The following is an 18,262-nucleotide window of genomic DNA, read 5'->3' as shown; positions in this document are numbered from 1 at the left end:
GCGCGCTACCTGTTCACCTTCACCCTGAACCAGTCCACGTCGATGTAGTTGCGCTCGGTCCGGTTCAGGGGCATCCCGGCCCCGGCCTTGCCCTCGTCGCTGTCCGAGCGGATATACGTAAACACCGCCGGCCTGCTGCCTTTCCACCAGGAGAACTTCGCCAGTTCGGTGACGGGGCCGAAGTCCACGAACCGCTCGCCCTCGCGTGCCGCGTACGAAAACCGCACGGTCTGGTCGTTGCGCACGGTGGCGCGCAGCACGATGGCGTCGTCGGCGAGCTTTGCACCGCGCGTTTCTTCCCCGGCATTCGCATAGGTGAGATAGTTGGCGCCGCCTTCGCGCGCGACGCCGATCCACGGCACTTTCACGCCGAACAGCGTGAGCCCGGCACGCTGGCCTTCGGCCATGCCCTGCAGCTCGATGCGGGTGGTGATTTCCGCGGCCGGCCCCTGCAGGATCTGCGTCAGCGTATTGCGGGCGCCGACGAGGTGCCGGGCCTGGTTCGCCTCGATGCGCAGGAAGCCGGGCCGCTGCGCGAGGCTCCAGCGCGCCGCGTCGGGATTGTGGTTCCACGACCATTGCAGGCCCAGCGTGCCGCCCGCAAATTCGTCCGAATCCTGCAGGCGGTAATCCCCGGATCGCGCGGCGGTGCGCGGCACCGCGTGGCCGGGCACCGGCAGGCCGCCGTCGCCCATCACTGGCCAGCCATCCTTCCACACCACCGGCTGCAGGTGCGCGATGCGGCCGAACGCACCGGTGCTGTTGAAGTGGATGAACCAGCCTTCGCCGGACGGCGTCTCCACGTAGCCGCCCTGGTGCGGCCCTTTCAGGCCGTTCCCCGGGTGGAGCACCGTGCGATGTTCGTAGGGCCCCTGGATCGAGCGTGCCCGCAGCACGGCCTGCGGCCCGGTGCCGACGCCGCCGATGGGCGCGAAGATGTAGTACCAGCCATCGCGCTTGTACACTTTCGGTCCCTCCAGCACCGGCAGGTTCACTTTATCCTCGACGATCGTCGTGCCCGCGTCGAGCAGGCGGGTGCCGTCCGGCGTCATCGCATGCAGGACGATCGGCCCGGCGCCGACCTTCGAATGCACCAGCCAGGCCTTGCCGTCGTCGTCCCAGAACGGGCAGGGATCCTCGTAGCCGGCACCTGCCAGAACGGTGACCGGTACCGACCACGGCCCGGCCGGGTGCGCAGCGGTGCTCATGAAGATGCCTTCGTCCGGCGTGGCCCAATAAACGTAGAAGCGGCCTTCGTGGTGCCGGATGGCCGGCGCCCACACGCCGCCGGCATAGCGCATGCCGGGCCCCACCGGTTTCGAGATGCTGTCCGTCAGCGTGTACGGCGGCACCATGTCGTAGGACGGATGAAAATCGAGCTTCGGCAGCACGTGGCCGGCGATCTTCCAGTGCACCAGGTCCTTCGACTGCAGCACCGGCAGGCCCGGCGAAAAGTGGAAGCTGGACGCGACGAGCCAGTAATCGTCGCCGACCCGGATCACGTCCGGGTCGGAATAGTCGGCATGGATGATGGGATTGGCATAGCGTTCGGCGGGCGCCGCGCTGGCCGGGTGGGACATGGCGGCGCAGCATGCCGCCAGCAGCCCGGCCAGGGCCGGTTTCATGATCATGCTGTCTCCCTAGCATTGTGGACGTCGCCGGCCAGTAGATGCCGCCTGGCCGGCGCTGTCAATACGAAAACAATCAAGCTGCTGAGCGTTACTCCGGCGGGTCAGCGCGCTCCGCGGTGGGCCCAGGCCGTGGAGCGGCGCTCGACCACGGCGAACAGTTCATACATCGCCATCGCCATCGCGCCGATCACGCCAAGGCCGGCGAAGGCCAGCGGCATCTGCATCGACGAGCCGGCCGATACCAGCAGGTAGCCGATGCCTTCGTTGGCGGCATTCATCTCCGACACCGTGGAGCCGACGAAGGCCAGCGTGATGGCCACCTTCAGCGATGCAAAGAAATACGGCATCGAGCGCGGCAGGCCGACCTTCAGCAGCACGTCCAGGCGGCGCGCGCCGAGCACGCGCAGCACGTCTTCCAGCTCCGGTTCGAGCGTGGCCAGGCCGGTGGCGATATTGACCATGATCGGGAAGAACGAGATCAGGAAGGCCGTCAGGATCGCCGGGCCGGCGCCGATACCGAACCAGACGACGAGGATCGGCACGAAGGCCGCTTTCGGCAGCGCGTTGAAGGCGGTCATCAGCGGATAGGCGGCTGCGTACATCACCGGCGACGATCCGATCAGCACGCCGAACGACACGCCGACGGCGACGGCGATGGCGAAACCGGCCATCGTCACCCAGAACGTCTGCCATGCGTGGCCGGCGATCGGGCCCGCGTAGTCGACCAGCGCCACGCCGATCGCATACGGACTCGGGAAGATGAATTCGGAAACGTCGAAAAGGCTGCAGGCGGCCTGCCACAGCAGCAGGATGGCGGCGAGCAGCGCCCACGGCGCGAAGGTCTTGATGGCTTTGGTGTTCATGGTGGTCCCGGTATTCCTGCTATTGCTGATATTTCTGATGTGCCGATATTTCTGCTTTCGCCGTTCACGTGCTGCGAACGCGGCCGATATGTTCGCGCAACTCGTGCACGAGCGCGCTGAACGGCTCGGTGTAGGTGATGTCGATGTCGCGTGGCCTCGGCAGCGGGTTTTCGCGGCGCGCAACGATGCGGCCCGGCCGCTTGCTCATCACGTAGACCGTGTCGGCCAGGAAGGCGGCCTCGCGCAGGTCGTGCGTGACGAGGATGACGTTGAACTTGCGCTCGGTCCACAGGTCACGCAGTACGCACCACAGTTCCTCGCGTGTAAAGGCGTCAAGCGCGCCGAACGGCTCGTCCAGCAGGAGCATCTTCGGTTCGTGGATCAGCGCCCGGCAGATCGATGCGCGCTGCTGCATGCCGCCGGAAAGCTGCCACGGATATTTGTCGGCATAGCCGTCCAGGCCCACGGTCTTCAGCAGCGCCAGCGCGCGCTCGACGTGCTTGTCACGGTCCTTCCTGAAGGTGCGGCGGTACGGCTCGACGATTTCAAGCGGCAGCAGCACGTTGTCCAGCGTGGTGCGCCATGGCAGCAGCGTCGGCGCCTGGAAGGCCATGCCGACGAACTTCAGCGGCCCGGTCACCGGCTGGCCGGCGATATGGACGGTGCCGCGGGTGGGCGCCTTCAGGCCGGTGGCCAGCTTCATGAACGTCGACTTGCCGCAGCCGGACGGGCCGACGATGGCGATGAATTCGCCCGGCCTGGTCTGCAGCGAGATGTCTTCCACCGCGCATTCGTCCGAATTGTCGTAGGCCAGGAAGACTTCGCGAAAATCGACGAACGTGTCGGCCACGACGCCGTCCTTGACAGGGGTATCGGCGACGGCGTTCATTTCGGGAACACATTCAGTTCAGCCGCGGACGGCAGGAAGGTCGGCACCCACACCGCTTTCGGGTCGACGCGTGTCTTGGTGTTGTACACGTCGGACACTTGCGACGCCATCAGCGACAACCGCGGCGCGGATACCTGGCCAAAGCCCTCGGCTTTCGCGTTCGGCGTGGCGACCGCGGTGGAAATGGCCAGCTTCAGGCGGCGCAGTTCGAGTTTTTCGTCGATCAGGCCATCGCGTTCCTTGACACTCTTGATGGCCGCTTCGGGATTGGCCATCACGTCGCGCGCGGCCTTGGCGAAAGCGCGCAGGAATCCCTTCACGGCTTCCGGCTTCTGCTTGACCAGCGCATCGGAAGCGATGATGGCATTGCCGTACAGCCGCACGCCGTATTGCGGGTAAGGCAGCACGACGATGTCCTGGTCCTTGACGCCGCGGGCGTTCAGGTTCAGCAGCGAAGTGAACGTGAAGCCGGTGATCGCATCCACGTCGCCCCGCACCAGCATCGTTTCGCGCAGCGCGGGTTCCATGCTGGTCCACGCGGCTGCCGCGGGATCGAGCCCGTTGCCCTTGGCCAGCAGCGGCCAGGCGCGGCGGCCGGCATCGAATACCGGCGCGCCCAGCTTCTTGCCTTTCAGGTCGGCGGGCGACTTGATGCCGGATTTCTTCAGGGCCAGCACGGCGGCCGGCGTGTCGTTGTACACCATCATCACGCCGACCGGCTTGCCCGGCGCGGTCGGATTATTGGCGGTGAATTCCATCAGGGCGGCCAGGTCGGCGAAGCCCATGTCGTAGGCGCCCGAGGCAACCCGGTTCACGGCGTTGCCGGAGCCGCTGCCGGCATCGATCGTCACGTCCAGCTTCTCCTGCGCGAAATAGCCTTTGCTCTTGGCGACCAGGAACAGGGCCGACGGACCTTCGAAGCGCCAGTCCAGCTGGAACTTGATCTTCGTGTCCTGCGCCAGCGCAGGCAGGGCCAGTACGCCCAGCGCCAGCGCGGCGGCAAGGCGGGAAAACCGGCTGAAGCGGGAAGAGGGTGAAAAAGCGCGCGAAAAACGGGAAGTCGGATGCATGGTGATTCCTCTCTGTGGTGAAGACGGCCCGCGGGCCGCCGTGAAATGGGTCAGGCCTTGCCCAGCGCGCTGCGCAGGTCGAAGCGCGCCGGCGCGCGGGTGAGCAGGCGGCAGGCACATTCGCCCAGGTGGCGCGCCATCTGCTCCTGCGCCTGGGCGCTGTCCTGGTGCTGCAGCGCGTCGATCACCGCCGCATGCTCGTCGAAGGAGCAGGGTTGCTGGCCGGCGTTGTCGAGATTCGAGATCAGCAGGGTGGTGCGCGAGACCAGCCGGCGCAGCGCATCGACCAGCAGCGCATTGCCGGCCAGCTTGGCCAGTTCGATGTGGAAATCGGCCGACAGGCGTATCCATAGCGGCCGGTCGCCGCGCATCCAGGCATCGCGTTCGCGCGCGATCAGTTCGCGCATGGCCCTGCCGTCCGCTTCACTCAGCCGGCCTGCCAGCTTGTCCATCACCTTCGCTTCCAGGACGTGGCGCAGCTCGAACATGTCTTCCGCTTCCCGCGCACCCGGGCTGGCGATGCGGGCGCCGCGATTGCGCTCCAGGTCGACCAGGCCGTCCGCCGCCAGCCTGGCCAGCACGCGCCGCACGTGATGGCGCGCCAGGCCGTAGATCTCGCCCAGCCCCTGCTCGGTCAGCTTGGTGCCCGCATGCAGGCGGTGCGACATGATCGCGTCGTACACGTCGAGGTACATGCGGTCTTCCGGCGCGAAGGCGGGCACGGTTGACGGGGACGATGCAGGTGAGGCGGGTGGCGAAATTGGTGCAGCGTGCATGGCAGCGGATGTCTGGTTGGCTCAACCATTCCTTAGCAAGGGGCATGCCACCCTCTTGGATTGTCGACAATCCGGGTGTGGAATGCCTGTGGAAAGGCGCATGGGCGCTGGATTCCAGCAATTAAAAAGCGCTGGTACAGGCCGGCAGCCGCGTTACGCGAAACGGGATTGTCGACAATCGGCTGCGGAAAAGTGCCCCAATAACTGGCGCGAGATGCACCGAACGGATGCGGGAGCGGTCCGTGGACGTAGCGGGAGCGTGTTTGCGGGGAGGAAACCGGAACGGGCTGGCAGTCGGCTGACTTGGTCCGGAAGGTGCTGCGGAGGTGCTGCGGAGGTGCTACGGGGTGCTACAAGAAAAACGGCGGTGCTTACTTCAGGGCGGCTTCGTAGCGGCGCGCCACTTCATTCCAGTCGATGATGTTGAAGAAGGCGGAGATGTAGTCGGGGCGCCGGTTCTGGTAGTTCAGGTAATAGGCATGTTCCCACACATCGAGGCCCAGGATCGGCGTACCGCCCGACAGGCCGGCGAACTGGCCCATCAGCGGGCTGTCCTGGTTGGCGCTGCTTTCGACCAGCAGCTTGCCGTCGGCATCCACCGTCAGCCACGCCCAGCCGCTGCCGAAGCGGGTTTGCGCCGCCTTTGTAAACGCTTCGCGGAACTTGTCAAAGCCGCCCAGCTCGGTGTCGATCGCCTGGGCAAGCGCGCCCGATGGTGCGGCAGCGGCCGCTGCCGGCGTCAGCACGGTCCAGAACAGCGCATGGTTCGCGTGGCCGCCGCCGTTGTTGCGCACGGCCGTCTGGATCTGCGCAGGCAGCTTGTCGATCGACTTGATCAGTGCTTCCACCGGGATCGCCTCGACACCAGCCTCGCCGAGGGCGTTGTTCAGGTTGGTGATGTACGTCTGGTGATGTTTGGTATGGTGGATTTCCATCGTGCGCGCATCGAAGTGCGGTTCGAGCGCATCGTAGGCATAGGGGAGTGGGGGCAAGGCATACGTCATTGTAGTTTCTCCAAATAAACTAGACAGAGGGTGGGTTGAACGGTTTCGCCACCCCTGAGGACGGCTGGACCGACCCCCATGATAGCCCGGCGGGCCGATTCATGCGGGTCGATAGCCTGCGCGGCCGTTACGGGCGCCGGGGCGGGCCCGGCAATGACACAATCGGGCCTGTTACCGCGATGGAACTCACCGATGGATGCGCTCTTCACTGCCGCCTTTCACCGCTCGCCGATCCCCCAGTATCTGCTGGCGCCGACCGATGGCCTGGAAATCATCGCCGTCAACGATGCTTTCCTGAAAGCCGTCTCGCGCCGGCGCGAGGATGTGCTGGGCCTGCCGCTGTTCGAGGCATTTGGCGAGGACCCCGGGGACACGGGCGATACCGGGGTCGGTCCGCTGGCGCGCTCGATCGCGGTGGCGATTGCCACGGGTGCCCCGCACGTGATTCCGGCGCAGCGCTACCCGATCCGGATGACGAAGGACGGCATGACCTGGTTCGAGGACATGTACTGGAGCGCGACCAATACGCCGCTGTTCGATTCGACCGGGAAGCTCATCTGCATTTCCCACACCACGATCGACGTCACGGCCGAAGTGCTGGCGCAGCGTGCCCTGCGCGGTGCCCGTGAAGAGGCGGTGCGCAGTGCCAGGAGCGCGGAAGCCAATCGCGCCTACCTCGCCTCGGTGCTGCGCTCGGCGCCGGTCGGCATCATGATGCTCGACGGGCAGGGCCGGCTGCTGCATGCCAACCCGGCCAACGACGCGCTGTTCGGCACCGCGATCCCCTGCAACGATGGCGTGCTCGATTTCGCCGCCTGGAACGGCTGGACGTCCAGCCCGGGCGGCGAGGGCGTCAAGCTGCGCCCGCAGGACTGGCCGCTGTACCGGGCGCTGGCCGGCGAAGCCGTCGACAAGTGCCTGCTTGAAATCGAATCCTTCGATGCCGGCCGGCCGCGCCGCACCGTGCTGGTCTCGGCGGCACCGATCGTCGATGGCGCGGGCAAGCCGGCCGGCGCCACCGCGGTCAGCATGGACATCGCCGACCGCGTCGAAGCGGAAAAGGCGCTGATCGTGGCGGACCGCCGCAAGGACGAATTCCTGGCGATGCTGGCCCACGAGCTGCGCAATCCGCTGGCGCCGATCAGCGCCGCGGCCGCGCTGCTGTCGATGGGCCGGCGCGACGAAAAACAGGTCGAACTGACGCTGGCGGTCATCCATCGCCAGGTCGCCCACATGAGCGGCCTGATCGACGAACTGCTCGACGTGGCGCGCGTCACCCGTGGCCTGATCACACTGGCCCAGGCGCCGCTCGACATGAAACGGGTCGTCGCCCAGGCCACCGAGCAGGCCCGCCCGGCCCTCGAAGCGCGTGGCCACTTGCTGCACGTGCACCAGCCGCCCACGGCCGCGACCGTGCTGGGCGATGAAAAGCGGCTCGTGCAGGTCGTCGCGAACCTGCTCAGCAATGCAGCCAAGTTCACGCCGGAAGGCGGCACGATCGAGGTCGAGCTGGCGATCGATGCGCGCCACGTGCGCACGACCGTCTCGGACAACGGTATCGGCCTGCCGCCGGACATGATCGACTCCGTGTTCGGCATGTTCGTGCAGGGCGCGCGCAGCCCGGACCGCAAGCAGGGCGGACTCGGCATCGGGCTGGCGCTGGTGCGCAGCCTGGTGGCGCTGCACGGCGGCACGGTGCAGGCGGAAAGCGCCGGGCCGGGGCAAGGCGCGCGGTTTGTCGTGTGCCTGCCGCTGGCCGACAGCCCGCACGATGCGGCGCCGGCGCGCGACTGGGAGCCGGCGCCCAGCGCGACGTCCCTGCGGGTGCTGGCGGTGGACGACAACGAGGATGCGCTGGCGATGGTGGAAATGCTGCTGTCCTCGCTCGGGCACCGGGTGGTCAGCCTGTCCAGTTCGCGCCATGCCGTGGCATGCGCCGTGCAATTGCAGCCCGACGTGTGCCTGCTCGACATCGGCCTGCCCGACATCGACGGCCTGGCGCTGGCCCGGCAGCTGCGCAGTGAACCGCGTACGCGCGCCACCAGGCTGATTGCGCTGTCGAGCTATGGCCAGGCGTCCGACCGGGCGGCGGCGATCGCCGCGGGCTTCGACCTGTATTTCGTCAAGCCCGTCGATGTCGGCCGGCTCGTCGCGGCACTGGCCGAAGTCACTCCGCGGCGGCTTTCCTGAGCCGGGTGGCAATGGCGTGAACAAGACGGCGTGGACAAGATGGCGTGAACAGGCCAGGTTTACTCTGGTGTTAAAGATTCGGGTAAGCTGGCCGGATGATCGACGAAGAAATCACACTGAAGAAACTGGAAATCTTCCTGGCCTTCATGCGGCTGTCGAGCCTTGCGCGGGTGTCGGAAGAGGTGGGGCAGAGCGTCGTCAGCGTGCACCGCGCATTGCATTCGCTGGAGGAGGGCTTGCGCTGCCAGCTGTTCCAGCGCGAGGGCCGCAAGCTGACCGCGCTGCCGGCGGCGTTCGCATTCGCCAGCCATGCGCAGCGGGCGGTGGCGGAAACCGAGGAAGGCATCCGCAAGGTGCGCGAACTGGCCGGCTTCCACAGCAACCGCCTGCGCATCGGCTCGCTTTATTCGCTGACGCTGCGCTGCATTCCCCATCTCCTGATGGGCCTGAAGCTGCGCCGGCCCGACGTGCACATCGACCTGACGCTGGGCTCGAACAAGGATCTGCTGCAGGGCCTGGCCGATGGACGCCTCGATGCGGTCGTCATCGGCCTGCAGGAAGCGGGCGACCACCCGAACCTGGTATCGGTGCCGCTGTTCGAGGACGAGGTGCGGCTGGCCGCGCCGCTGGGATCGCCCTATGCCGGCATGGCGCAGGTGGACCTGAAGGACTTGCGCGACGCGCAGTTCATCACGCTGGGCAGCGGATTCGTCACGTCCGACAGCTTCAATCACGCGTTCCGGCAAGCCGGCTTCGTGCCCGAGACCACGATGCAGGTCGGCGACATCTTCTCGCTGATCAACCTGGTGGGCAGCGGCATGGGCTACAGCCTGCTGCCCGCGCGGGTGGCCGAGTACAGCGCGCGGATCGAGCTGATCGCGCTGGCCGAACCGTATGCATCGCACCAGGTGATCACGTTGCTGCTGCCGAAAACGCGCGAGCGGGATCCGAACCTGCTGGCACTGGCGGCGGAATCGCGGATGTTCGGCAAGGGCATTGCGACGTGATGCCGCGGCGGTTCAGGTAATGGCCAGGAACTCGACGGAGCCGGCTTTCGCGCTCAATTCCTCACGGGCGTACTGCGGGTCGTTCAGCTCGCGCCAGATCACGCCCGGCGGCGGCGCGTAGCGGGCGGCCGTAAAGCGTTCCCGCATGTTGACGACGACGCTGCCTTCGCCGGGCCAGCCCGCGCTGCCGATGCCCGCCAGGCGGTTACCGGCGCGCAGCTCGGCGACCAGGGCTGCGCGCAGGCCCATGGGCAGGCGCGTGGCGAGCCGCAGCCAGCCGGCTGCGGCCATGCCATCATCGTCGGCTTCGGTGGCTTCGGTGTCTTCGCTGGCTTCGAGCAGCGCGGCGATGGCGGCCTGTTCCGCCATGATCCGGTCGTTCGTCCAGTCGCCCGGCGGATGGAAATCGTATTGCAGCCCGCCGCCGCCGCTGTTGTCGATCCACGCCGATCCGTTCGTCATCGCGAACCGCTGTCGGCCAGGCGCCAGCGCGAAATCTGCACGTTCTCGCCCGGCCGAAGCTTCGCCCCGTCGGCCGGCGAAATGTAATACTGCGCCCCGCCACCGCTGCCGAACTGCGGGTTGGCCATGGCGATGCCATGAGCGGCGCACAGCGCTTCGGCGACGTGGAACGCCCGCACCGTCTCGCGCAGCTTGCGGGGCTTGCCATCGGCGTCCTTTCCGGGATCGGTGGTGACCTGCACCAGCGCATAGTACTTTTCCCAGTTGCCGCCGGCCTCGCGCAGCGTTTGCTCGGTGACGGCGAAGCGGGGCGGCGCGCCCGGCGTCAGCGAATAAAGCACGGTGCCTTCCTTCACGACGACGTTGGCATAGGCGTCCTTGCCGGTGTAGGGATTGGTGGGATAGGCGGCCGACACACCCTGGGTATCGCTGGCCTCCTTCGCCGGATCGCGGCCAAGGCAGGGGTCCCGGCCGGCCTGTGCGATTGCCGCGGGATCGGCGGGCGGCACGGTGGCCGGCCCGGTCGGCGCGGTGCCGCAGGCGGCCAGCAGGGCGGCCAGGGCGGCCAGGCGCGATGCCGTGCCGAGCGTGCTTGCGAGCATGCTTGCCGGTGCTGTTCTCATCCGAAGCCTCCTTCGCGGCAGGTGTCCACTCCGGCGATGCTGGAGATCGATGACCATGCAGGAATCATCAATGCAGGAATAATACGGGGCCGGGCGCTGATGAGTTCAGGAAATTTTGTGCAAAAGTGTTGTTATTTTTACTCGTCCGACCACAGCTTCCCGCCGGTAGCCCAGTGCTCGCGCTTGATCTCGTGGATCAGGATGTCGACCGATTCGGGCGATCCGCCCAGGGTCCTGACGGTGGCTTCCGTGACGGCCTGCACGAATGCGCGCTTTTGTTCCGGCGTACGGCCTTCGAAGAGTTGAACGTTGATGGTCGGCATATCGGCTTGTCCTTTGATTGTGAACGGTGAACAGTGGCAGGCAGGTCAGGTGCGGTAGCGGGGCGCGGCGGCATCCAGGCGGCGCAGCAGCGAGGGCCATTCGAGCACGCCTTCGGCCGAGCCGTCGCCAAGCAGCTGTGCATGCGCCTTCCGGCACATCGCTTCGGACGGCTGGCGCAGCGGCGTCATGGCAGCCTGCGCGCGCAACTGCACCTCGCAGGCGCGGTCCAGGGTTTCCATCAGCACGAACGCTTCGGCAATGGTGCGGCCCACGGTCATGCTGCCGTGATTGCGCAGCAACATGGCATGCGCGGCACCCAGGTCGGCCACCAGGCGTTCCTGCTCGTCCTCCGTCATCGCGATCCCTTCATAGTCGTGAAAGGCCAGTACGCCGTAGAAACGGAGTGCGTAGGGCGACAGCGGCAGCAGGCCGCCTTCCTGCATGCCGACCGCCATGCCGGCCAGGTTATGCAGGTGCATCACGCAGCCGGCATCCGGGCGCGCCCTGTGCACGGCGCCGTGCAGCCGGAAGCCGGATGCGTTCACCGTGTATTGCGACGGCCCGGCGATGTTGCCGCCGCCATCGACCTTGACCAGGTTCGACGCCCGGACTTCGTCGAAGCGCATGCCGAAAGCGTTGATCAGGTAATGGCCCGGTTCGCCGGGCACGGCCGCCGAGATATGCGTATAGATGCCGTCGTCCCAGCCATACAGCGCGCACAGCTGGTAGCACGCCGCCAGGTCGACGCGGGTTTGCCATTCGGCGGGGGAAGTGATGCCGGGGCCATGATAGGCCGCCTGGCCGGGGGGCGAAAGTCTGTCCATGCCGCCAGCGTAGCAGGCTTTGCGCAGGGGCTTGCATGACTGCCTGTATTGTCTGTCCGTACCGGCACCATCGGCACGGGCGATACCGGTTCTTGTTTTAATATTCTTGAAGTAAGGCAAATCTAAGACTTGTCCGCTACCATGCGCAAGCCCGAAATACCGGCGCCCCTGCGCCCTTCACAATGAAACCCATCCTGCATTTCTCGCACGCCAACAGCTACCCCGCGGGCACCTACCGCCAGCTGTTCGAGCACCTTGACAAGGAATTCGACGTCCAGGCTCTCGACATGCATGCCCACAACCCGGCTTTTCCGGTGCGGGATGGCTGGCGGGAGCTGGTGGACGAGCTGATTGCGGAGCTGGAGACCCGTTACCGTGGAAAGCCGGTGATCCTTGCCGGCCACTCGCTAGGCGGAATGCTGAGCCTGATGGCGGCGGCCCGGCGGCCCGAATTGGCGCGCTGTGTGGTGCTGCTCGATTCGCCGGTCGTGGCGGGCTGGCGCGCGTTTGCCTGGCGGGTGATCAAGCGGCTCAACGCCGAGGACCGCTATTCGCCGTCGCGCCTGTCCGTGCGGCGCCGGAACGTGTGGCCGGGGGAAGCGGATGCGCTGCGCCATTTCGCCAGCAAGGAGCTGTTCGCGGCATGGGCGCCCGGGGTCCTGCAGGATTATCTGCACGCGGGCCTGGCGCCACATCCCGAAGGGGTGCAACTGCGTTTCTCACGGGAAGTGGAAACGGCGATCTACCGCACCTTGCCCCATCACGTGGGCGGGCTGGTGGCCGGCGAGTTCCCGGTGCCGGTCGGTTACCTGGCCGGGCGCATCTCGATGGAAAACCGCCAGGCCGGGCTGGCGGCAACGAAGGCACTGGTGGGCCGCAATTTCCGGCTGATGCCGGGCGGACATCTGTTCCCGATGGAGTTCCCCGTGCTGACGGCGCAGGCGATCCGCGACATGGTGTGCGAGCTGATCGGCGCGGAACTGGCGCTCGGTGCACCGGCGCCGCAGGGATAGGACCGGCGCGGGACGGGCGTAACGCCAGCGTCGGGCCAGCGCAAGCCACCGTGGAACCTTGCAAAACTTCTCATCGGCCGGCCCGATCGCGTAAAATCGCCCCCACGCGGCGGCGCCGCACCTTCCACCAACAGCATTGAAGCCTTAGCGATGACGATTAAAAGCGACAAATGGATCCGCCGGATGGCGGAATCGACCGGAATGATCGAGCCCTTCGAGCCGGGCCAGGTAAGGGCAGTGGACGGCCGCAAGGTCATTTCGTTCGGCACGTCGTCGTACGGCTACGATATCCGCTGCGCCGACGAGTTCAAGATCTTCACCAACATCAACAGCACGATCGTCGATCCGAAGAACTTCGATTCGAATTCGTTCGTCGACGTGAAAAGCGACGTCTGCATCATCCCGCCGAATTCGTTCGCGCTGGCCCGCACCATCGAATACTTCCGCATCCCGCGCGACGTGCTGACGGTCTGCCTCGGCAAGTCGACGTATGCGCGCTGCGGCATCATCGTCAACGTCACGCCGTTCGAGCCGGAATGGGAAGGCTACGTGACGCTCGAATTCTCCAACACCACGCCGCTGCCGGCCAAGATCTACGCCGGCGAAGGCTGCGCCCAGGTGCTGTTCTTCCAGAGCGACGAGGAATGCGAAACCTCGTACAAGGACCGCAACGGCAAGTACCAGGGCCAGCAAGGCGTGACGCTGCCGAAGGCTTGATGGAAAAAGCCTGCTGATGAAACAACGGCGCCGGGAGGCGCCGTTGTTTCATCGGCGCCCCATACAGGCACCGGCAATCGCACACCCGGCGCACGGCCACGTGTTCAATCCAGCGGCAGCGCGATCTCCACGCACAACCCACCGCCAGTCCGGTCGTTCCGCTCACCTTCCCGCGCATTTTCCCGATTGGCGGCGCCGATCGTGCCGCCATGCTGCTGCACCACCTGGCGGGCGATCGCCAGCCCGAGTCCATGCCCCTCGACGTCCTTCTCGGTGCCGCTGCTGCGGAAGAAGGGCTCGAAGATCGCCTGCAGGTCCTGTGGCGCCACGCCGGGGCCGCGGTCGAGCACGCGGATGCGCAGCACGCCGCCATCGACGGCGCTGTCGACGAGGATCGTCTCGCCTTCCGGGCTGTGCTTGATCGCGTTGCGCACCACGTTTTCGATCGCGCGCGCCAGCAGGTCCGGCTGGCCGAGCAGCACCACGTCCGCCGTGCCGCGCGCGGCCACGCTGCGGCCCTGTGTCGCGGCTTCGAACTGCGCATCGCCGACGATCCCTTGCAGCAGTTCGGCCACGTCGATTTCCTCGCGCGCGCCGTCCAGGGCGCCCGCTTCGAGGCGGGACAGCGTCAGCAGTTCATCGACCAGTTTGTCCATGCGCACGCTCTCCCGCTCGATACGCTGGAACGACGACGCCATCCGCGCCGGGTTCTGGTGCGCCAGGCCGATGGCCGCCTGCAGCCGCGCCAGCGGCGAACGCATTTCGTGCGACACGTCGTGCAGCAGGCGGCGCTGGCCATCCATCAGGCTGCGCAACCGCGCCGTCATGCGGTCGAAGTCGCGGCCCAGGTCGGTCAGCTCGTCGCCGCGCTTGCCCGTGCCGGCAAAGCGCGGCGCAAGATCGCCGTGCGAGGCGGCTTCGAATGCCTGGCGCAGCGAGCGGATCGGGCGCGCAAAGTACCAGGCCAGCAGCGCGGCAAACAGCAGGCTGGCGACCAGCGCGGCGGCCAGCGGAACGAACGGGGTCAGCGGCTGGAAGCGCCCGCGCGGGCCATCCGGTCCCATCATCGGGCCGGGACCGCCGCCATCCATGCGGGACGGCGCTGCGCTCGCGGGTGCCGGCGGTACGCCAGCGGCGGCGGGGGCGGCCTGGAAACCGTATTGAAATCCGGGCTGCGGGCCAGGCCAGCGCGGGCCGCCGTCCAGCATCGGCATGCCGGCCCTGGCCAGCAGCGGCCGCGCGTCGGCAGTGCTCATCGAAATCATGCGGTCCTGCGCCGGCAGGAACAGCAGGTAATGGCGGCCATTCGGCAGTGTCACCCGGCGCACCACGCGAGTATCGCCCTTGTCCAGCACCGCGCGCGCGGCCGCCGCCTGCACCGGGTTGACGATGCGGCCCAGCAGTTCCTTGCCCAGGTCGTCCACGGCGAACACGCGGTGGCGGTCCATGTTTTCCAGCAGCCGGCCCAGTGCCAGGGGCCCGCCGAACTCCAGCGTGGCGGCGGCCGACTCGATCGCCATCGCGGCCGGCGGGCTGGTGTCGATGGCCGGGCGCTGTTCCTGTTCCGCGGCGCGGTTCTTCAGCCAGAGGGCGCCGCCGATGCCCACCGTGGCGGCCACCTGCGCCAGCAGGATCGACAGGAAGAACTTCCAGAACAGGCGGCCCACGTCAATCCTTGATCAGCTGGTAGCCCATCCGGTAGACGGTCTGCAGGCACGAGCGGCCGTCGGCCAGCGTGCCCAGTTTGTGGCGCAGGCTGGACAAATGCACGTCGATATTGCGGTCGAAACGGGCCATCGGCCGGCCCAGACCCTGTTCGGACAGCGTGTTCTTGCTGACGGCTTTGCCGGCATTGCGTGCCAGCACTTCGAGCAGGTTGAACTCGGTGCTGGTGAGATCCACCGTGGCGCCGGCCCACGCGGCCCGCCGCTGTTCCGGCCACATCGTCAACTGGCCCACTACCAGCGGCGCCGATGCCAGCTGGTCCATTGGCGTGCCGGCCGTGCGGCGCAGGATCGCGCGGATGCGCGCCGTCAGCTCGCGCGGCGTGCAGGGCTTGGTCACGTAATCGTCGGCGCCCAGTTCCAGGCCCACGATGCGGTCGGTATCGTCGCCCCGCGCGGTCAGCATCAGGATCGGCATGCGGCTGGCGGCGCGGATGCGGCGCAGCGTTTCCAGCCCGTTCATCCGGGGCATCATCACGTCGAGGATCGCGATCGCGTACTGCCCCGTCAGCGCGGCAGCCATGCCGGCTTCGCCGTCGTGGGCCGTCTTCACTTCGAAACCTTCCTGTTCCAGGTATTCCTGGAACATGCTTACCAGTTCGACATCGTCGTCGATCAACAGGACCTTGCTCATCACGTCTTCGTCAGGCTGCAAAGGGTCCATGATAGCAGCCCGGCTGGGCGCGAAGGCATCGCCGCAATGCGCATTTACGTGCTTTTACAGCCTGACGCACAGGGCCATTTACATGGATTTACGTGCGTCTAACCGCGCTTTACACGGCACCCTCGGAGAATGGCGGCTCCACTGTCACCCGAAGGACCGCTGATGAAAAACACAACACAGAACCTGCAACGATTCCTGCTTGCCACCGTGCTGGCCCTGCCGCTGGCAGCGCTTGCGCTGGGCAACGGCGACGAAGGCTTCGATGAAAACCAGCCCGACAACCAGCGCGACGGCCAGCGCATCGGCCCGCGCGCCGATGACCGCCGCGGCCCTGCGATGCACGGAGAAGACGGACCGCGCGGCGCGCGCGGCGACGGCGGTGGTCAGGGCTTCGGCCCGGATGCCGGTCCCGCCTTCGACGGCGTGCCGCCTTACCTGCGCGGCACCGTGCTGACGGAGGCCCAGCAGGACAAGATCTTCGCCATCGTGCACGGCCAGGTGCCTTACCTGCGCGAACAGGCCAGGGCGCGCGAGAAGGCCGACCGCGCGCTGTTCGAACTGCACGCCACGGCGAAGTACGACGACGGCGCGGCCGTCAAGCTCGCGCAGGCCGCGGCCCAGGCGGATGCCAACATCACGCTGTCGCACCTGCGTACCGAGCAGAAGGTGCTGGGCGTGCTGACCGCCGAGCAGCGCAAGTCGTTCGACGAGCGCAGGAGTGCGGATGCGCCGCGCCCCGGCGCGAACTGACGAACGAGACCAACAACGAGACAAACGGAGCAAGTCATGGCATATCACGGCCACAGCCTGGAAGAAGACCTGCAAACGATGCTGAACACCACGGCCGGACGGCGCCAGTCGCTGCGCTGGCTGCTGGCCGGCGCGGCATCGTTGCCCATCCTCGGATGCGGCGGTTCTTCGGACACGGCAGCCAGCACCACCGACACCGGCACAGGTACCAGTGCGACCGGCACGACGTCCACGGGCACCACGACAAATACAGGCGGCGGCAGCACGGGCACCGCCACGACCACCAGCAGCAGCTGCTCGGTCATCCCCGAGGAAACCGGTGGCCCGTACCCGGCCGACGGGACCAACAGCAACAGCGGCGGCGTCGTCAACGTGCTGGCGCAGAGCGGCGTCGTGCGCAGCGACATCCGCTCCAGCTTCGGCGGCATGAGCGGCACGGCGGCCGGCGTACCGCTGACGATCAGGCTGCACATCGTCAACGCCAACAACAGCTGCGCGGCGGCCAGCGGGTTCGCCGTATACCTCTGGCATTGCGACCGGGACGGCAACTATTCGCTGTATTCCAGCGGCGTGACGAACCAGAACTACCTGCGCGGCGTGCAGGAAGCCGACGCGAACGGCGACATCACGTTCGCGACGATCTTCCCCGGCTGCTATGCGGGCCGCATGCCGCACGTGCACTTCGAGGTGTATGCCACGCTGGCGAAGGCATCCAGTGCGTCGAACCGCATCAAGACGTCGCAGTTCGCGTTCCCGACCGACATCTGCAACCACGTGTACGCCACCACCGGCTACAGCGCCAGCGTGCGCAACCTGGCACAGATCAGCTTTGCCACCGACAACATCTTCAGCGACGGCTACTCGCTGCAACTGGCCACGTTGACCGGCAATGCGACCGATGGCTACGTGGCCACGCTGACGGTCGCCGTCGTGGCCTGAGCCGCAGCCTTCGCTGAATCCCGCCGGCGAACGTCGCTTCGCCGCTTTCGCCCCGCGCCCGCCGCGGGGCGAACCCTTTTTCGCCGCGCCGCGGCACCCCCCCCGTAAAAAGCCTGGCATGGCCTTTGCACTTACCCACGGTGCGTGCGGCATCGGGCCGCACACCACGGGGAGCCCGCCATGGATCGTCAACGCGCTGATCGCCGCCTGCTCGACTACAAACCGGAACTGGAATTACCGCCCGTCGATGAGGTGGCCGCGCCATCGGATGGCGGCAGCCGGGGCGACTATGGCGAACTGGATTTCGCCGTCAGGCTGCTGGAAGCACGCAGCGCCGCCGAGCTGGCGCCGGTGCTGGCCGACCTCGTCGGCCCGGCCGCCAACGCGCGGCAGGCGGCGGCGCGCGAGCCGGTGCTGCGCGTGCTGCAGCGCGCCGCGCGGATGATCTTCCCGCTCGATGCCACGGGCGCGCCGGCCGACCTGAAACGCAAGGCATCGGCCGTCTTCGGGCTCGAACTGGAAGGGCTGTCGCCCGAGGACAAGGAATTCGAAGTGGCGCGGCATTTCGTGCGGCTGGCCAGCGACGCCGCCCGGCAGGCGCTGGCCCGGGCCGCGCAGCCGCCCGGGCAGGCGGCCCAGCAGGCACTGATGCAGGCCGCGCGCCGCAATGCCCCCGGGTTGCTGCGGCAGCGCTCCAGGCCTGCCGAGCCGGCCGGGCCGCAGGGCGGCAACTGGCGGCGCCGGGGCCAGCGCATCCAGATCATCGATTTGTAGGCGGGGCGGTGGGGCCGT

19 protein-coding genes are annotated in these 18,262 nt (G+C 67.1%); 7 read left to right on the top strand and 12 right to left on the bottom strand.

Translation table 11 applies throughout. The features are described from left to right. Positions 1 to 5 precede the first annotated feature (5 nt). From FHS02_RS04240 to FHS02_RS04215, 6 genes are all read right to left on the bottom strand, one after another. Positions 6 to 1,631, bottom strand: coding sequence for a glycoside hydrolase family 43 protein (locus FHS02_RS04240; protein ID WP_217496908.1), 1,626 nt, complete (start codon positions 1,629 to 1,631; stop codon positions 6 to 8). A gap of 101 nt (positions 1,632 to 1,732) precedes the next feature. Beyond that, positions 1,733 to 2,494, bottom strand: a complete 762-nt coding sequence (locus tag FHS02_RS04235) for an ABC transporter permease (RefSeq protein WP_137312952.1) — start codon at positions 2,492 to 2,494, stop codon at positions 1,733 to 1,735. 64 nt (positions 2,495 to 2,558) lie between these two features. Beyond that, positions 2,559 to 3,383, bottom strand: a complete 825-nt coding sequence (locus FHS02_RS04230) for an ABC transporter ATP-binding protein (protein ID WP_221403769.1) — start codon at positions 3,381 to 3,383, stop codon at positions 2,559 to 2,561. Further along, positions 3,380 to 4,453, bottom strand: coding sequence for an ABC transporter substrate-binding protein (locus FHS02_RS04225; RefSeq protein ID WP_137312951.1), 1,074 nt, complete (start codon positions 4,451 to 4,453; stop codon positions 3,380 to 3,382). Before FHS02_RS04225 ends, FHS02_RS04230 begins: the two co-directional genes overlap by 4 nt. Before the next feature lie 50 nt (positions 4,454 to 4,503). Beyond that, positions 4,504 to 5,148: a GntR family transcriptional regulator gene (locus FHS02_RS04220; protein ID WP_229422541.1), complete on the bottom strand. Its 645-nt coding sequence runs from the start codon at positions 5,146 to 5,148 to the stop codon at positions 4,504 to 4,506. A 452-nt stretch (positions 5,149 to 5,600) separates the two neighbouring features. After that, complete coding sequence (locus FHS02_RS04215; RefSeq protein ID WP_137312949.1) at positions 5,601 to 6,233, bottom strand: superoxide dismutase; 633 nt, start codon at positions 6,231 to 6,233, stop codon at positions 5,601 to 5,603. A gap of 192 nt (positions 6,234 to 6,425) precedes the next feature. On the opposite strand from FHS02_RS04215, the gene FHS02_RS04210 reads away from it, so the two are divergent. Then, complete coding sequence (locus FHS02_RS04210) at positions 6,426 to 8,423, top strand: PAS domain-containing hybrid sensor histidine kinase/response regulator (RefSeq protein ID WP_175424730.1); 1,998 nt, start codon at positions 6,426 to 6,428, stop codon at positions 8,421 to 8,423. A 95-nt stretch (positions 8,424 to 8,518) separates the two neighbouring features. Further along, on the top strand, positions 8,519 to 9,430 hold the full coding sequence (locus FHS02_RS04205; RefSeq protein WP_137312947.1) for a LysR family transcriptional regulator: 912 nt from the start codon (positions 8,519 to 8,521) through the stop codon (positions 9,428 to 9,430). Between the two features lie 12 nt (positions 9,431 to 9,442). On the opposite strand, the gene FHS02_RS04200 is transcribed toward FHS02_RS04205, so the two are convergent. From FHS02_RS04200 to FHS02_RS04185, 4 genes are all read right to left on the bottom strand, one after another. Next, positions 9,443 to 9,892 carry a hypothetical protein gene (locus FHS02_RS04200; RefSeq protein ID WP_137312946.1) on the bottom strand — a complete coding sequence of 150 codons (450 nt, stop codon included), beginning with the start codon at positions 9,890 to 9,892 and terminating at the stop codon, positions 9,443 to 9,445. Further along, entirely contained in the window at positions 9,889 to 10,515 is a 627-nt protein-coding gene (locus FHS02_RS04195; RefSeq protein ID WP_137312945.1) for a hypothetical protein, read from the bottom strand. Before FHS02_RS04195 ends, FHS02_RS04200 begins: the two co-directional genes overlap by 4 nt. Positions 10,516 to 10,652: 137 nt before the next feature. After that, positions 10,653 to 10,856 (bottom strand): 4-oxalocrotonate tautomerase, encoded by a 204-nt coding sequence (locus tag FHS02_RS04190; protein WP_371870553.1) that lies wholly within the window; start codon positions 10,854 to 10,856, stop codon positions 10,653 to 10,655. Positions 10,857 to 10,883: 27 nt separating this feature from the next. Then, positions 10,884 to 11,663 carry a class II aldolase/adducin family protein gene (locus tag FHS02_RS04185; RefSeq protein ID WP_137312943.1) on the bottom strand — a complete coding sequence of 260 codons (780 nt, stop codon included), beginning with the start codon at positions 11,661 to 11,663 and terminating at the stop codon, positions 10,884 to 10,886. A 182-nt stretch (positions 11,664 to 11,845) separates the two neighbouring features. On the opposite strand from FHS02_RS04185, the gene FHS02_RS04180 reads away from it, so the two are divergent. Together FHS02_RS04180 and dcd are read left to right on the top strand one after the other, a co-directional pair. Next, positions 11,846 to 12,676, top strand: a complete 831-nt coding sequence (locus FHS02_RS04180; protein WP_137312942.1) for an alpha/beta fold hydrolase — start codon at positions 11,846 to 11,848, stop codon at positions 12,674 to 12,676. Between the two features lie 150 nt (positions 12,677 to 12,826). Further along, entirely contained in the window at positions 12,827 to 13,393 is a 567-nt protein-coding gene (gene dcd / locus FHS02_RS04175; protein ID WP_137312941.1) for a dCTP deaminase, read from the top strand. Positions 13,394 to 13,497: 104 nt separating this feature from the next. On the opposite strand, the gene FHS02_RS04170 is transcribed toward dcd, so the two are convergent. Then, positions 13,498 to 15,060 carry a sensor histidine kinase gene (locus FHS02_RS04170; RefSeq protein WP_137312940.1) on the bottom strand — a complete coding sequence of 521 codons (1,563 nt, stop codon included), beginning with the start codon at positions 15,058 to 15,060 and terminating at the stop codon, positions 13,498 to 13,500. 1 nt (position 15,061) lies between these two features. Continuing rightward, a complete protein-coding gene (locus tag FHS02_RS04165) occupies positions 15,062 to 15,751 on the bottom strand; it encodes a response regulator transcription factor (RefSeq protein WP_137312939.1) in 690 nt (229 codons plus the stop codon). Positions 15,752 to 15,943: 192 nt separating this feature from the next. Between FHS02_RS04165 and FHS02_RS04160 the strand changes: the two genes are divergently transcribed. The 3 genes from FHS02_RS04160 to FHS02_RS04150 all read left to right on the top strand — a co-directional run bounded on the left by FHS02_RS04160 (position 15,944) and on the right by FHS02_RS04150 (position 18,244). Further along, the gene (locus tag FHS02_RS04160) at positions 15,944 to 16,531 is read left to right on the top strand and encodes a Spy/CpxP family protein refolding chaperone (protein WP_137312938.1); all 588 of its coding nucleotides are present in this window, start codon (positions 15,944 to 15,946) and stop codon (positions 16,529 to 16,531) included. 36 nt (positions 16,532 to 16,567) lie between these two features. Further along, a complete protein-coding gene (locus FHS02_RS04155) occupies positions 16,568 to 17,470 on the top strand; it encodes an intradiol ring-cleavage dioxygenase (protein ID WP_137312937.1) in 903 nt (300 codons plus the stop codon). A 180-nt stretch (positions 17,471 to 17,650) separates the two neighbouring features. Next, positions 17,651 to 18,244 carry a hypothetical protein gene (locus FHS02_RS04150; protein WP_137312936.1) on the top strand — a complete coding sequence of 198 codons (594 nt, stop codon included), beginning with the start codon at positions 17,651 to 17,653 and terminating at the stop codon, positions 18,242 to 18,244. The last annotated feature ends 18 nt before the right edge of the window (positions 18,245 to 18,262 follow it).

The organism is Pseudoduganella umbonata (assembly GCF_014192225.1).
Classification (GTDB): Bacteria; Pseudomonadota; Gammaproteobacteria; order Burkholderiales; family Burkholderiaceae_D; genus Rugamonas; species Rugamonas umbonata.
This window is presented reverse-complemented; position numbering and strand designations above follow the sequence as displayed.

Excerpts from the sequence above, each read along its gene's own strand:
- FHS02_RS04240 (WP_217496908.1), bottom strand. The coding sequence starts at position 1,631 with ATGATCATGAAACCGGCCCTGGCCGGGCTGCTGGCGGCATGCTGCGCC.
- FHS02_RS04235 (WP_137312952.1), bottom strand. The coding sequence starts at position 2,494 with ATGAACACCAAAGCCATCAAGACCTTCGCGCCGTGGGCGCTGCTCGCC.
- FHS02_RS04230 (WP_221403769.1), bottom strand. The coding sequence starts at position 3,383 with ATGAACGCCGTCGCCGATACCCCTGTCAAGGACGGCGTCGTGGCCGAC.
- FHS02_RS04225 (WP_137312951.1), bottom strand. The coding sequence starts at position 4,453 with ATGCATCCGACTTCCCGTTTTTCGCGCGCTTTTTCACCCTCTTCCCGC.
- FHS02_RS04220 (WP_229422541.1), bottom strand. The coding sequence starts at position 5,148 with ATGTACCTCGACGTGTACGACGCGATCATGTCGCACCGCCTGCATGCG.
- FHS02_RS04215 (WP_137312949.1), bottom strand. The coding sequence starts at position 6,233 with ATGACGTATGCCTTGCCCCCACTCCCCTATGCCTACGATGCGCTCGAA.
- FHS02_RS04210 (WP_175424730.1), top strand. The coding sequence starts at position 6,426 with ATGGATGCGCTCTTCACTGCCGCCTTTCACCGCTCGCCGATCCCCCAG.
- FHS02_RS04205 (WP_137312947.1), top strand. The coding sequence starts at position 8,519 with ATGATCGACGAAGAAATCACACTGAAGAAACTGGAAATCTTCCTGGCC.
- FHS02_RS04200 (WP_137312946.1), bottom strand. The coding sequence starts at position 9,892 with ATGACGAACGGATCGGCGTGGATCGACAACAGCGGCGGCGGCGGGCTG.
- FHS02_RS04195 (WP_137312945.1), bottom strand. The coding sequence starts at position 10,515 with ATGAGAACAGCACCGGCAAGCATGCTCGCAAGCACGCTCGGCACGGCA.
- FHS02_RS04185 (WP_137312943.1), bottom strand. The coding sequence starts at position 11,663 with ATGGACAGACTTTCGCCCCCCGGCCAGGCGGCCTATCATGGCCCCGGC.
- FHS02_RS04180 (WP_137312942.1), top strand. The coding sequence starts at position 11,846 with ATGAAACCCATCCTGCATTTCTCGCACGCCAACAGCTACCCCGCGGGC.
- dcd (WP_137312941.1), top strand. The coding sequence starts at position 12,827 with ATGACGATTAAAAGCGACAAATGGATCCGCCGGATGGCGGAATCGACC.
- FHS02_RS04165 (WP_137312939.1), bottom strand. The coding sequence starts at position 15,751 with ATGAGCAAGGTCCTGTTGATCGACGACGATGTCGAACTGGTAAGCATG.
- FHS02_RS04160 (WP_137312938.1), top strand. The coding sequence starts at position 15,944 with ATGAAAAACACAACACAGAACCTGCAACGATTCCTGCTTGCCACCGTG.
- FHS02_RS04155 (WP_137312937.1), top strand. The coding sequence starts at position 16,568 with ATGGCATATCACGGCCACAGCCTGGAAGAAGACCTGCAAACGATGCTG.
- FHS02_RS04150 (WP_137312936.1), top strand. The coding sequence starts at position 17,651 with ATGGATCGTCAACGCGCTGATCGCCGCCTGCTCGACTACAAACCGGAA.